Here is a 13,477-nt window from a genome sequence, read left to right on the forward strand (position 1 = left end):
CCTCTATGTAAGGAGCGTTTCTATATGATAAAGCGAATGTTAAAGCAAGTGGAACAGATGGTAAATGGTACTGGATTAGCAGAGCAATATGAGGGAATTACTATTCAAGGCGTGTCTATTGATACAAGAAAAATTGAAAAAGGAAACTTGTATGTTCCGATTCAAGGGGAGCGCTTCGATGGACATGCTTTTGTAGATAAAGCTGTTGAAAATGGAGCTGTGGCTACATTATGGATGAAAGATGTAGCGAATCCACCTGAGAATCTTCCGGTTATTTTTGTGGAAGACACGCTATCCGCATTGCAAATGTTAGCGAAAAACTATCGCGATCAATTGGATGTTAAAGTTGTAGGTGTAACGGGTAGTAATGGTAAAACATCTACGAAAGATATTGTAACAAGTCTTCTTGCGACTAAATTCAAAGTGCAAAAAACAGAAGGGAACTTCAATAACCATATCGGATTACCTCTTACCATTTTAAACTTAGAAGAAAATACAGAAGTAGCAGTATTAGAGATGGGTATGTCAAGCCGAGGCGAAATTGAATTCTTATCTAAGTTAGCTCGTCCTAATGCAGCTATCATTACGAATATTGGTGAGGCACATTTAATGGATTTAGGGTCTCGTGAGGCAATTGCTGAAGCGAAATTAGAAATTGTTACAGGGTTACAAGAAGGTGGCGTGTTCGTATATAACGGAGATGAGCCTTTATTAACGAATCGTGTTCCTGAAATGAATTTAGCAGCAGAAACGGTTACGTTTGGTGATGCAAGAGCAAACGATTATTATCCAACGACTGTAACATTACAAGCAACTGGGACACATTTCAAAATGAATAGAGATGAAAATATTTCATTCTACTTACCTGTGTTAGGAAAACATAATGTGTATAATACACTTGCTTCAATGGCAATTGCGAAACATTTTGGTGTAACGTGGGAAGAGATGAAAGAAGGTTTAGTAACACTTCAAATGACGGGCATGCGTATGGAAATTGTGAAAACAAATAGTGGTTTAACAATTATCAACGATGCTTATAATGCAAGTCCGACGGCTATGGAAGCAGCATTCCATTTAATGAATGGTTTAGATGGTTTTGCTAAAAAAATCGTTGTGCTCGGTGATATGTTAGAACTTGGAGATCAAGAAGTACAGTTCCATTATGAGGTAGGAAAATTAATCGATCCAGCAAAAATCTCGCATGTATTCACATACGGTAGATTAGGGGCTCAAATTGCTGAAGGAGCGAAAATTAATTTCCCTAATGAACGTGTAAAGGCGTATGATAATAAAGAAGAGTTAGTAAAAGATTTACAAGCAGTAGTCGATGTGAAAGATGTTGTATTAATAAAAGCATCTCGCGGTATGAAATTAGAAGAAGTAATTACGATGTTGAAATAATTGGTGTATATAAATAGGGATGATAGTTACGAAAATAGAAGAAACTTATAATAAGCGCTTACAGTAAATATAAAAAAATAAAAGTGAAAAAAAAACTCTGAATATGAAAATAAGGTAACAGTTGGGTTTGCTTTTTACACATACAAAACTTATAATTGATAAAGTGTAATAACGTTTAGAAGTATTTTCGTGAAGAATATACGCCCGTTTATATACGTGAGCATTCAGGAAAAGGGCTTTTCCGCAAATTCGGAAAACGCCTTTTTTTAAATGATAAGTATAGGATAGAAAAGGAGAAGTAACATTGACAACATTTCGAGAATTAGGATTAAGTGATTCTTTACTGCAATCTGTTGAAAGTATGGGCTTTGAAGAGGCTACACCAATTCAAGCTGAAACAATTCCACATGCATTGCAAGGTAAAGATATTATTGGGCAAGCGCAAACAGGTACAGGGAAAACAGCAGCATTCGGATTACCACTATTAGATAAAGTGGATACACATAAAGAATCGGTTCAAGGTATTGTTATCGCGCCAACGCGTGAATTAGCAATTCAAGTTGGAGAAGAATTATACAAAATTGGTAAGCATAAACGTGTTCGTATTTTACCAATTTATGGTGGTCAAGATATTAACCGCCAAATTCGTGCTCTAAAAAAACACCCACACATTATTGTTGGTACGCCGGGTCGTATTTTAGATCATATTAACCGTAAAACACTTCGTCTGCAAAACGTAGAGACAGTTGTTCTTGACGAAGCGGATGAAATGTTAAACATGGGCTTCATTGAAGACATTGAAGCAATTTTAACAGATGTGCCAGAAACACATCAAACATTACTATTCTCAGCGACAATGCCGGATCCAATCCGCCGTATTGCTGAGCGTTTCATGACTGAGCCTCAACACATTAAAGTAAAAGCAAAAGAAGTAACAATGCCAAACATTCAGCAGTTCTATTTAGAAGTGCAAGAAAAGAAAAAGTTTGACGTGTTAACACGCTTATTAGATATTCAATCTCCAGAGCTTGCAATCGTATTCGGTCGTACAAAGCGCCGTGTTGATGAATTATCAGAAGCATTAAACTTACGTGGTTATGCTGCAGAAGGTATTCACGGTGATTTAACTCAGGCGAAACGTATGTCTGTATTACGTAAATTTAAAGAAGGTTCTATTGAAGTTCTTGTTGCAACAGACGTTGCTGCACGTGGTCTTGATATTTCAGGCGTAACGCACGTATATAACTTCGATATTCCACAAGATCCAGAATCATACGTTCACCGTATCGGTCGTACTGGTCGTGCAGGTAAAAAAGGTATTGCAATGCTATTTGTAACACCACGTGAATCAGGACAATTAAAAAATATCGAGCGTACAACAAAACGTAAAATGGACCGTATGGATGCACCGACACTTGACGAGGCATTAGAAGGTCAACAACGTTTAATCGCTGAAAAGCTTCAAAGCACAATTGAAAATGAAAACTTAGCATACTACAAGCGTATTGCAGAAGAAATGTTAGAAGAAAATGACTCTGTAACAGTAGTAGCTGCTGCTTTAAAAATGATGACTAAAGAGCCGGATACAACTCCGATCGCTTTAACATCAGAACCACCTGTTGTTTCAAGAGGCGGCGGTTCTAAAAAACGCGGCGGTAACGGAGGCGGATACCGTGATGGTAACCGTAATCGTAGTCGTGATGCACGCGGCGGTGGCGATGGACGTAATCGTGACCGTAACCGTGATGGACGTAATCGTGACGGAAACCGTGATCGCAATCGTGATGGTAACCGCGATCGTAATCGTGATGGTGGTAGTCGTGGTCGTAGAGGTGAAGGCCAAGGTCGCCCTGGTTCTTCAAATGGACGCGGCGAAAGAAAACATCATAGCCGTCCACAAGCTTAATAAAAAAAAGAGAATGCCCTTTGCGGGCATTCTCTTTTTTTATTTCTATAATTGTGCATACTACATAATAGTTATGATAGAAAAGGGGCTGTTATATGCTTGTAAGGCTTGGTTACGTTGCGATGAGTGTACATTTGAAGAATGCATCTCCATCTCAAACGATGACGTATGCACAGTTTCAGAAATTAGATGATCGTGCTGCTGCAATTCGTAAACTTGAAAGAATTGCTAATTCCAATTTAGAAAATTGTTTACGTTTATTAAAGCATAATAAAGGGCATGACATATCTTTCTTTCGGCTCAGTTCAAAGCTCATTCCTTTAGCGAATCATGAGGAATTGCTAGAGTGGAACTATATTCGTCTTTTAAAAGAAAATTTAAAAAAACTAGGTGAATATGCAGTTCATATGAATATGAGAATTGATTTCCATCCAGATCATTTTGTTGTACTAAATTCACCTGAGGAGAGTGTTTTTAAACAATCTGTAAAAACATTGCAGATGCACAAAAAATTATTAAAAGGTATGGGGATTGAACATAAGCAACGATGTGTACTGCATGTTGGAGGAGGATATAAAGATAAAGAACTTGCATTAGAGCGCTTTATAGAGAATTGGTCGAATGTCCCAAGGGGTATTCAAGAAATGATTATATTAGAAAATGATGATACAACCTTTACGTTAGAGGAAACATTATATTTAGGAGAAAAATTAGATATTCCCGTCGTATTTGACTTGCATCACCATATGATGAATAATGAGCAAGAAGATTGGTATGAAGACTGGGCACGTGTCGTTCATACGTGGGAAACGTCTTTGTTGCCGGTTAAAATGCATATCTCTAGCCCTAGAGAGGGAAAAGATCCAAGAGCTCATGCAGATTATATTAATGTAGAGGCATTTTTATCTTTTTTAAGAAGGATAAAGGGAAGTGTTCCGCAAATTGATTGTATGATTGAGGCGAAGATGAAGGATGAGTCTTTATTTCAATTAATGAGAGATTTAAGTGAACAAGTAGATGTAGAAATTATCGATGGTGCAAGCTTTTATATTAAATAAGCTTTGCACCATCGTTTTTTTTGGTTAAAAAAGGGGTTAAAATGCCACCGGTTATTAAACCTGTTAAATGACTGATCGGATTGGCAGAAGGGTTAAAGAAAGTAAATAGCAGTAATAGAAGAATCATAATTGAGAAAATGGCAATTTCTTTTGGTTTTGAAGAGCGGTATCGATTGTACAATAAAAATAACTGTGCACCTAATAGTCCGAAAATACCACCTGATGCACCTGCGTGAATATATTCAAGCGGCATAATAATATAAGAAGAAATATTTCCAGAAATTCCAGAGAGAAAAAATAGAATAAAAAAAGAAAAGTGTCCGAGTTGTTTTTCGATAGAAGAACCAAGAGCAAACAAAAAAATACTATTAGAAAGAAAATGTTGTAAGTCTACGTGTACGAGAAGAGAAGTTATGACACGCCACCATTCTCCTTTAGCGATATATTCATTAGAGGCTGCCAGTGGCAAGAGAAAAAAGTCGCCTAATATCATCATGACTAAATGAATAAGAAGTAAGGTAAGAATAGTCGGTTGTAAAGAAATATGAGTGGATCTTATTAGCATACGGTTACTTTCACCCCTTTTGCATCAGAAAGATTCTCTGTTATTCTTATCAATATGAAAGAAGAAAGTTAAATAGAAGAAGGGGATTTCGAAATGATTATAGGGATTGGTATCGATATTATTGAATTAAATCGTATTGAAAAAATGCTAGATGGAAAGCTTAAATTTATGGAACGTATTTTAACGGAAAATGAACGTAATGTTGCTATGGAGCTGAAAGGAAGTCGCCTTACAGAGTTTGTAGCTGGAAGGTTTGCAGCGAAAGAGGCGTATTCAAAAGCTGTAGGTACTGGTATCGGAAAAGAAGTGAGTTTTTTAGATATTGAAGTGAAAAATGATGAAAGAGGTAAGCCAATTCTGATTACAAGTACAGAGTATATTGTTCATTTATCAATTAGTCATAGTAAGGAATTTGCTGTTGCTCAAGTTGTTTTAGAAAGCTCGTCACGCTAGTCTGCATATTTTATATCTTTGTCTCATATATTTGAGGTAGCGATAAGGAAGGTACATCTTCCATTCATTTATAGGGGCAAAGGGGCTGAATTGATGAAAAGGCGTCTGTTTTTAGTTCTTGTCGGTTTGTTGACCGTTTTTGTGTTGGCGGGTTGTATGGAAAAGAAGCAAGATGATGTCGTGAGAGATTTAGAATCAAAAGTAAAAGGGATGAAAAGTTATCAAGCTGAGGCAAAATTATCTATTAAAACAGGCAATGAGCCTCAAGAGTATAACGTAGAGATTTGGCATAAGGAACCGTCTTTTTATCGTGTGAATTTAAAAAATGCAAAAAAAGATCAGAGCCAAATTATTTTGAGAAATGAAGAAGGTGTATTTGTATTAACGCCAGCACTTAATAAGAGCTTCCGTTTTCAAAGTGATTGGCCGCAAAATAGTAGCCAGGCTTATTTATATGAATCACTTGTAAGAGATATTTTGCAGGACAAGAAAAACCTTACTTTTGAGAAAACAGATAAGTATTATATTTTTAAAACAAAAACAAACTATCAACATCAAAATATGTTGCCGAGACAAGAGATTACATTGAATAAGAGCGACTTGACTCCAGTTTCAGTGAAGTTGATGGATAATGATCAAAATGTTCTTGTGAAAGTAGATTTCTCTAAAGTGAAATTCGATGCGAAATTTGATAAAGGTGCATTTGATACGAAACAAAATATGTCTAGAGCACAGATAGATGTTCAAACAACAGCGAAAGAAGACAAACCGTTTGCTATTTTGTATCCACTTGATACACCACAAGGTATGACTCTGCAAGATGAAAAAGAGTTGAAGACAGACAGTGGCAAGCGTGCGATACTCACATACACTGGAAATAAGAAATCCTTTACTTTAATACAAGAAAAGGCAAAAGTTGCAGAGGCATCATCAGCGGTAAGTGTAAGTGGAGAACCAGTTGATCTTGGGTTTACGATTGGTGCATTAACGAAAGACTCTGTAACGTGGTCGCATAACGGAGTAGAATATATGCTCGTGTCTAAAGGTTTAGAGCCGAAGGAGCTGTTAATGGTTGCTCGTTCAGTTACAGCGAAGCAGGTGAAGTAAACTTCTTAGACGTGGTGATATATGTGCACCACGTCTTTTCTTAGTTTGAAGGTGGATTTCATAAAAGAAGCATATAAAAGAATAAGCTTCGCATATCGTGTATAAGGAAGTGTATTTATGGAAGAAGCACCATTTTACCGTGACACTTGGGTGGAAGTGGATTTAGATGCCATTTATAACAACGTTACACATATTAAAGAGTTCATCCCAAGTAATGTAGAGATTTTTGCTGTAGTTAAAGCAAACGCATATGGGCACGATTATGTACCGGTGGCTAAAACGGCATTAGAAGCAGGTGCAACAAGGTTAGCTGTTGCTTTTTTAGATGAAGCTTTAGTGCTTCGGAGGGCTGGTATTACTGAGCCGATTTTAGTGTTAGGTCCCTCGCCGCCGCGTGATGTAAATGTAGCTGCTGAAAATGATGTAGCGCTAACTGTTTTTCAAAAAGAATGGGTGGACGAAGCAATTAAACTTTGGGATGGTTCATCTGTAATGAAATTCCATATTAACTTTGATAGTGGTATGGGGAGAATTGGAATACGTGAAAGAAAAGAGCTAAAAGAATTTTTAAAGAGTTTAGAGGGTGCACCGTTTTTAGAGTTAGAAGGAGTATACACGCATTTTGCAACGGCAGATGAGGTTGAGACTTCGTATTTTGATAAGCAATATAACACGTTCTTGGAGCAGTTAAGTTGGTTGAAAGAATTCGGAGTGGATCCTAAGTTTGTTCATACAGCTAATAGTGCTGCGACGTTACGTTTTCAAGGGATTACATTTAATGCAGTGCGAATTGGGATTGCAATGTATGGATTATCTCCTTCTGTAGAAATACGTCCTTTTTTACCATTTGAATTAGAACCGGCGCTATCACTTCATACGAAAGTTGCTCATATTAAACAGGTAATTAAAGGTGATGGAATTAGTTATAACGTCACCTATCGAACGAAAACTGAAGAATGGATTGCGACTGTAGCGATTGGCTATGCAGATGGGTGGCTTAGAAGGTTACAAGGATTTGAAGTGCTTATAAATGGTAAAAGGGTACCGATTGTAGGGCGAGTAACAATGGATCAGTTCATGATTCATCTTCCTTGTGAAGTGCCACTTGGTACGAAAGTTACGCTTATTGGAAGGCAAGGAGATGAGTATATTAGCGCTACAGAGGTTGCGGAATACTCAGGGACTATTAATTATGAAATTATTGCAACGATCAGTTTCCGTGTGCCAAGAATATTTATACGGAATGGTAAGGTTGTAGAGATAATTAATTACTTGAACAATATATAGAAGGTAGTATGATTGCTTCTTGTCATTGGAGTGACTGTTCATTGCTGGATAATAAGCTCTTTTTGATGAGAAGCTTTTTACTTATAATCATTTTTTATATAAGTTGCACGTAAGTTTTGAAGAGGAGTTCTATTGTTTTTAGTTAGTTATGAGATAAAAAATTTAAGAAGATGAATGTTTTGTTTGTGAATTGGAAAACATAAGCAAGGAATAAGGAAGTCTTTGCAACAGGCTCCATACAATGGTATTATTACAATAGGTGTCATATATATTTGGGTGTGTAGTTGACGGTGGAGGTGTATTTTTGTGTCCGAATCAAGTGTAACTACTGAAATCGTGGTTCGGTTGCCAAAGCAAATGGTAACGGAATTGGACGGAATTGGAAAACAAGAGAATAAGAATCGCCATGAACTAATTTGCCAGGCAACACAATTGTTATTGCGTCAACATAAGACGAAGAAACGCTACCAACATGAATCAATGCGACGTGGGTACATTGAAATGGGAAAAATTAATCTTGGTATTGCATCTGAAGCTTTCTTAGCAGAGTATGAAGCAGCTCATACAGTAGAACGCTTAGTTAGCGGGGGGTAATATTTTGATTGTAAAACGCGGCGACGTGTATTTTGCAGACCTTTCCCCAGTTGTTGGTTCTGAGCAAGGAGGCGTTCGTCCGGTTCTTGTCATTCAAAATGACATCGGAAATCGTTTTAGTCCAACGGTGATTGTAGCGGCTATTACTGCACAGATTCAAAAAGCGAAATTACCCACTCATGTGGAAATTGATGCGAAAAAGTATGGTTTTGAGAGAGATTCTGTTATTTTACTTGAGCAGATTCGAACAATCGATAAGCAACGCTTAACGGACAAAATCACTCATTTGGATGAAGTGATGATGAGTCGTGTAGATGAAGCGTTACAAATTAGTTTAGGACTAATAGATTTTTAAATCGGCAGTTTAAGTTGCTCTCTTTGAAGGGCAACTTTTTTTATTATAGAGGAGGTTACGGTTGTATATGGAAATGGTAGATAATCGACAAGCGTTAATGAAAATGTTAGTGAAAGAATTAGGCTTTACCGAAAAGCAAGTTCGTCATGTTATTCAATTAACAGAAGAAGGTAACACAGTTCCATTTATTGCTCGTTACCGAAAAGAATGGACAGGCTCTTTAGATGAGGTGCAAATTCGTACGATTTTAGAGAGATGGCAATATATGATGCAACTTGAAGATAGGAAGGAAGAAGTTCTTCGTCTTATTGATGAGAAGGGGAAACTGACAGAAGAGCTACGACAGCAAATTGTTAAAGCTACAAAGTTGCAAGAAGTAGAAGATCTATATCGTCCATATAAAGAGAAAAGAAGAACGAAAGCGACAATCGCTAAAGAAAAGGGATTAGAACCATTAGCTGAATGGTTATTGTTATATAAAAAAGAAGATCCGGCTAAAAAGGCAGTGGAATTTATTAATGTAGAAAAAGAAGTGCAATCTGCAGAAGAAGCTTTACAAGGTGCACAAGACATTATTGCAGAAATGGTTTCAGATGAAGCTGCGTATCGTAGTTGGATTCGAAATGTTACTTTTAGAAAAGGTGTTATGTCTTCGTCCGTGAAAGATGAAGAAAAAGATGAAAAGAATATATATGAAATGTATTACAGTTATGAAGAACCATTGCAAAAAGTAGTACCACATCGTGTATTAGCAATGAATCGTGGCGAGAAAGAAGATATATTGAGAGTTGCTGTTGTTCCGCCAGTAGATGAGATAGTAACTTTCTTAAATAAGAAAGTAATTCGTGATAACGATTCGAAAAGTGCACATTATGTACAATTAGCGATTGAAGATGGTTATAAACGATTAATTCAATCTTCAATCGAAAGAGAAATTCGTAAAGAATTAACAGAAACAGCTGAAGAACAAGCGATACATATTTTCTCTGAGAACTTACGTAACTTATTATTACAACCTCCGATGAAAGGGAAAGTCGTGCTAGCGGTAGATCCGGCATATAGAACTGGTTGTAAATTGTCTGTAGTAGATGATACGGGGAAAGTACTACATATCGATGTTATTTATCCGCATCCACCTGTTCGTAAATATGATGATGCAAAAACGAAAGTTCTTTCTATTATAGATAAATATCAAGTTGAAATGATTGCAATTGGTAATGGGACAGCATCTAGAGAAACAGAAGAGTTTATAGTAGATGTATTGCAAAGTGTGAACCGAGATGTCTTTTATATTATTGTAAATGAAGCGGGTGCTAGTGTATATTCAGCTTCTGATTTAGCTCGTGAGGAATTCCCAAATTTACAAGTTGAAGAGAGAAGTGCCGTTTCTATTGGAAGACGTCTGCAAGATCCACTTGCTGAACTTGTGAAAATTGATCCTAAATCAGTTGGGGTTGGACAATACCAACATGATGTATCTCAAAAGAGACTGAATGAGTCATTAACATTTGTAGTAGAAACAGCTGTTAACCAAGTTGGGGTTAATGTAAATACGGCTTCGGTTGCATTGTTACAATATGTTTCAGGTTTATCGAAAACTGTTGCGAAAAATATTGTGGCAAAGAGAGAAGAAGATGGGAAATTCACAAAGCGCACGGAATTAAAGAAAATCCCGCGTTTAGGTGCAAAGACGTATGAACAATGTATAGGTTTCTTACGTATACTAGAAGGAGCGAATCCATTAGATCGAACAGGTATTCATCCAGAGCAATATAAAAATGTTGAATTGTTATTGAAGAGTCTAGGGTTATCGATAGATGACGTAGGACAACCGCAATTACAAAAGAGATTGGAAGAAGTAGAGATTTCTAAGTTATCTCAAGAAACAGGAGTTGGGGAGCCGACGTTAGTTGATATTATAGATGCGCTTATTAGTCCAGAAAGAGATATGAGGGATGAGTTGCCTAAACCACTTCTGAAAAAAGGGATTTTGAAATTAGAAGATTTAAAACGTGGTATGGAACTAGAAGGAACAGTTCGTAACGTTGTTGATTTTGGTGCTTTTGTTGATGTTGGCGTAAAGCAAGATGGTTTAGTACATATTTCTAAACTTAGCAAACAGTTTGTAAAGCATCCGTTAGATGTTGTGTCAGTAGGGCAAATTGTAAAAGTATGGGTAGATGATATTGATACAAAAAAAGGACGCGTTGCACTATCTATGTTGCCGATTGAATAGTAAGAGAAGAGAGCAGACGAAACTGCTCTTTTTTTATGGAATAAAAAGTGTAATGGATTATGAGCTTTGATGTATTTTGCTATAATAAAACCAGCATTCATTTAATAATTTAATTTGATACCGGTTTTTTTCGAAATATGCACGTTGCATTTGTTTTTTTAGCCACGTAGGCATAGGAATCCCTCCTTGTTTAATCCTGCTCTCAAAAATCTAAAATGCTATTGATGAGAGGTTGGTGAGTGGATTTCTATTCATGTTTTGTTTTTAGAAACCACGTTTCTTACATGAGGATGGGTATATGTACTATTTAATATATGTATAAGAAGTGAGAAAAGTGTAAAAATATTTTTTTGTTTAGGAGGAATGAGAGTGGATGAGCAAGAAATTCAGCGACTGGTGGAAGAAGTGTCACTACAATACTTTGAGATGCCGTTCTTACATAAAGCAGTGTTTAATAATAGATTACGTACAACTGGTGGGCGTTATTTATTGAAGAGTCATAATATCGAACTGAATTATCGATATTACGAAGTGTATGGTGAAGAAGAGTTAGTCGGGATTATTAAACATGAGCTTTGTCATTATCACTTACATATTGCAGGAAGAGGGTATAAGCACAGGGACAGGGATTTTCGTGAGTTGTTAAAGAAAGTTGATGCACCACGTTTTTGTAAACAAATGATTAATGAAGAGAAGGAAAAAAAGATTTATAAGTATGAATGTATGGAGTGTTCACTTCAATATGTAAGAAGGCGTCAAATAAATACAAAAAGATATGTCTGTGGAAAGTGTAAAGGGAAACTCAAACCGATATCGAAAAAATCTTGACAGTAAAAACGCAATCCAGTATATTATAAACATGTCACGTTTGAACAAGATGTTGTTAAAAACTTCTTGACTTACAGAGAGAATTTTTATAAGATACAAATTGTCTTCATTATTCCGCAGTAGCTCAGTGGTAGAGCTATCGGCTGTTAACCGATCGGTCGTAGGTTCGAGTCCTACCTGCGGAGCCATACAGAGAAGTACCCAAGTGGCTCAAGGGGCTCCCCTGCTAAGGGAGTAGATCGCTAACGCGGTGCGAGGGTTCGAATCCCTTCTTCTCTGCCATACATATTGGCCCGTTGGTCAAGTGGTTAAGACACCGCCCTTTCACGGCGGTAACACGGGTTCGAATCCCGTACGGGTCACCACTTTTGGAGGATTAGCTCAGCTGGGAGAGCACCTGCCTTACAAGCAGGGGGTCGGCGGTTCGATCCCGTCATCCTCCACCATATAATTTTATATGAATAGTATTGTCGCGGGGTGGAGCAGCACGGTAGCTCGTCGGGCTCATAACCCGAAGGTCGCAGGTTCAAATCCTGTCCCCGCAACCAAATGGTCCCGTGGTGTAGTGGTTAACATGCCTGCCTGTCACGCAGGAGATCGCCGGTTCGACCCCGGTCGGGACCGCCATTTTAACTTCTGCTATATAGCAGTTGTTTTTTATTGGACATTATGGTACAATAACATTTGTCTTTGAAAAGAAGATAATTATTTCGATGGGCTATAGCCAAGCGGTAAGGCAACGGACTTTGACTCCGTCATGCGCTGGTTCGAATCCAGCTAGCCCAGCCATTTACGAGCCATTAGCTCAGTTGGTAGAGCATCTGACTTTTAATCAGAGGGTCGAAGGTTCGAGTCCTTCATGGCTCACTTTTGTTTTTTCCGCGCGGTCGTGGCGGAACGGCAGACGCGCTAGGTTGAGGGCCTAGTGGGGGAAACCCCGTGGAGGTTCAAGTCCTCTCGGCCGCATCAAAAAAATCTTAAAAAAGTACTTGCATTTGAAAATGTAGTATGATAAGATAATTGAGTCGCCAAATTACAACGACGAAAAAACATCATGAATAAGCGCCCGTAGCTCAATTGGATAGAGCGTTTGACTACGGATCAAGAGGTTAGGGGTTCGACTCCTCTCGGGCGCGCCAATTACGGGAAGTGGCTCAGCTTGGTAGAGCACCTGGTTTGGGACCAGGGGGTCGCAGGTTCAAATCCTGTCTTCCCGACCACGCGGGTGTAGTTTAGTGGTAAAACAAGAGCCTTCCAAGCTCTGGTCGAGAGTTCGATTCTCTTCACCCGCTTTTAGTTCTTTGAAAACTGAACGAAACAAACAACGTGAAACGTCAATTTTTATTTTAGATGCTAGACAAACTAACTTTATTGGAGAGTTTGATCCTGGCTCAGGATGAACGCTGGCGGCGTGCCTAATACATGCAAGTCGAGCGAATGGATTAAGAGCTTGCTCTTATGAAGTTAGCGGCGGACGGGTGAGTAACACGTGGGTAACCTGCCCATAAGACTGGGATAACTCCGGGAAACCGGGGCTAATACCGGATAACATTTTGAACCGCATGGTTCGAAATTGAAAGGCGGCTTCGGCTGTCACTTATGGATGGACCCGCGTCGCATTAGCTAGTTGGTGAGGTAACGGCTCACCAAGGCAACGATGCGTAGCCGACCTGAGAGGGTGATCGGC

Annotated in this window: 12 protein-coding genes, 12 tRNA genes and 1 rRNA gene; 23 read left to right on the forward strand and 2 right to left on the reverse strand. The window is 38.2% G+C overall.

The genetic code is table 11. The features are described 5' to 3' along the window. Positions 1–24 precede the first annotated feature (24 nt). The 3 genes from murF (at position 25) to uvsE (ending at position 4,365) form a co-directional block, all read left to right on the forward strand. Positions 25–1,401, forward strand: a complete 1,377-nt coding sequence (murF, locus tag GBN78_RS08925) for a UDP-N-acetylmuramoyl-tripeptide--D-alanyl-D-alanine ligase (RefSeq protein WP_000595961.1) — start codon at positions 25–27, stop codon at positions 1,399–1,401. Positions 1,402–1,705: 304 nt separating this feature from the next. Then, entirely contained in the window at positions 1,706–3,307 is a 1,602-nt protein-coding gene (gene cshA / locus GBN78_RS08930) for a degradosome RNA helicase CshA (RefSeq protein WP_000206585.1), read from the forward strand. A 95-nt stretch (positions 3,308–3,402) separates the two neighbouring features. Beyond that, positions 3,403–4,365: a UV DNA damage repair endonuclease UvsE gene (gene uvsE / locus GBN78_RS08935; RefSeq protein ID WP_152127284.1), complete on the forward strand. Its 963-nt coding sequence runs from the start codon at positions 3,403–3,405 to the stop codon at positions 4,363–4,365. On the opposite strand, the gene GBN78_RS08940 is transcribed toward uvsE, so the two are convergent. After that, complete coding sequence (locus GBN78_RS08940) at positions 4,358–4,930, reverse strand: rhomboid family intramembrane serine protease (RefSeq protein WP_000908523.1); 573 nt, start codon at positions 4,928–4,930, stop codon at positions 4,358–4,360. The genes uvsE and GBN78_RS08940 overlap by 8 nt on opposite strands. A gap of 93 nt (positions 4,931–5,023) precedes the next feature. On the opposite strand from GBN78_RS08940, the gene acpS reads away from it, so the two are divergent. The 6 genes from acpS to GBN78_RS08970 all read left to right on the forward strand — a co-directional run bounded on the left by acpS (position 5,024) and on the right by GBN78_RS08970 (position 10,962). Beyond that, positions 5,024–5,383, forward strand: a complete 360-nt coding sequence (acpS, locus tag GBN78_RS08945) for a holo-ACP synthase (RefSeq protein ID WP_000583417.1) — start codon at positions 5,024–5,026, stop codon at positions 5,381–5,383. Positions 5,384–5,539: 156 nt separating this feature from the next. Continuing rightward, the gene (locus GBN78_RS08950; RefSeq protein ID WP_033689732.1) at positions 5,540–6,490 is read left to right on the forward strand and encodes a LolA family protein; all 951 of its coding nucleotides are present in this window, start codon (positions 5,540–5,542) and stop codon (positions 6,488–6,490) included. Between the two features lie 117 nt (positions 6,491–6,607). Beyond that, positions 6,608–7,777 carry an alanine racemase gene (alr, locus tag GBN78_RS08955; protein WP_000390615.1) on the forward strand — a complete coding sequence of 390 codons (1,170 nt, stop codon included), beginning with the start codon at positions 6,608–6,610 and terminating at the stop codon, positions 7,775–7,777. A 306-nt stretch (positions 7,778–8,083) separates the two neighbouring features. Continuing rightward, on the forward strand, positions 8,084–8,371 hold the full coding sequence (locus tag GBN78_RS08960) for an antitoxin EndoAI (protein WP_000004570.1): 288 nt from the start codon (positions 8,084–8,086) through the stop codon (positions 8,369–8,371). Between the two features lie 4 nt (positions 8,372–8,375). Continuing rightward, on the forward strand, positions 8,376–8,726 hold the full coding sequence (gene ndoA, locus GBN78_RS08965) for a type II toxin-antitoxin system endoribonuclease NdoA (protein WP_000635965.1): 351 nt from the start codon (positions 8,376–8,378) through the stop codon (positions 8,724–8,726). 67 nt (positions 8,727–8,793) lie between these two features. Next, complete coding sequence (locus GBN78_RS08970; protein ID WP_000426236.1) at positions 8,794–10,962, forward strand: Tex family protein; 2,169 nt, start codon at positions 8,794–8,796, stop codon at positions 10,960–10,962. Between the two features lie 57 nt (positions 10,963–11,019). Here GBN78_RS08970 and cmpA read toward each other — a convergent pair whose 3' ends face one another. Continuing rightward, the gene (cmpA, locus tag GBN78_RS08975) at positions 11,020–11,136 is read right to left on the reverse strand and encodes a cortex morphogenetic protein CmpA (RefSeq protein ID WP_001143642.1); all 117 of its coding nucleotides are present in this window, start codon (positions 11,134–11,136) and stop codon (positions 11,020–11,022) included. A 195-nt stretch (positions 11,137–11,331) separates the two neighbouring features. Between cmpA and GBN78_RS08980 the strand changes: the two genes are divergently transcribed. The 14 genes from GBN78_RS08980 to GBN78_RS09045 all read left to right on the forward strand — a co-directional run. Then, positions 11,332–11,790 carry a SprT family protein gene (locus tag GBN78_RS08980; RefSeq protein ID WP_003311668.1) on the forward strand — a complete coding sequence of 153 codons (459 nt, stop codon included), beginning with the start codon at positions 11,332–11,334 and terminating at the stop codon, positions 11,788–11,790. Between the two features lie 113 nt (positions 11,791–11,903). Continuing rightward, positions 11,904–11,978: transfer RNA gene (locus tag GBN78_RS08985), tRNA-Asn, on the forward strand. Between the two features lie 3 nt (positions 11,979–11,981). Then, positions 11,982–12,072, forward strand: a tRNA-Ser gene (locus GBN78_RS08990). Positions 12,073–12,080: 8 nt separating this feature from the next. After that, positions 12,081–12,155: transfer RNA gene (locus GBN78_RS08995), tRNA-Glu, on the forward strand. A 5-nt stretch (positions 12,156–12,160) separates the two neighbouring features. Continuing rightward, positions 12,161–12,236 (forward strand) — tRNA-Val (locus GBN78_RS09000). A 25-nt stretch (positions 12,237–12,261) separates the two neighbouring features. Then, positions 12,262–12,338, forward strand: a tRNA-Met gene (locus GBN78_RS09005). 3 nt (positions 12,339–12,341) lie between these two features. Further along, positions 12,342–12,417, forward strand: a tRNA-Asp gene (locus GBN78_RS09010). Positions 12,418–12,504: 87 nt separating this feature from the next. After that, a tRNA-Gln gene (locus GBN78_RS09015) sits at positions 12,505–12,579 on the forward strand. A gap of 5 nt (positions 12,580–12,584) precedes the next feature. Continuing rightward, positions 12,585–12,657, forward strand: a tRNA-Lys gene (locus tag GBN78_RS09020). Positions 12,658–12,673: 16 nt separating this feature from the next. Next, positions 12,674–12,756 (forward strand) — tRNA-Leu (locus tag GBN78_RS09025). Positions 12,757–12,852: 96 nt separating this feature from the next. Further along, positions 12,853–12,929: transfer RNA gene (locus GBN78_RS09030), tRNA-Arg, on the forward strand. Between the two features lie 4 nt (positions 12,930–12,933). Then, positions 12,934–13,010, forward strand: a tRNA-Pro gene (locus GBN78_RS09035). 1 nt (position 13,011) lies between these two features. Then, positions 13,012–13,082, forward strand: a tRNA-Gly gene (locus GBN78_RS09040). Between the two features lie 76 nt (positions 13,083–13,158). Next, positions 13,159–13,477, forward strand: a 16S ribosomal RNA gene (locus tag GBN78_RS09045); the annotation flags it as partial.

Origin of the sequence: Bacillus sp. B2-WWTP-C-10-Post-4 (assembly GCF_009183805.1) — a bacterium.
In the GTDB taxonomy this organism is placed as follows: domain Bacteria; phylum Bacillota; class Bacilli; order Bacillales; family Bacillaceae_G; genus Bacillus_A; species Bacillus_A cereus.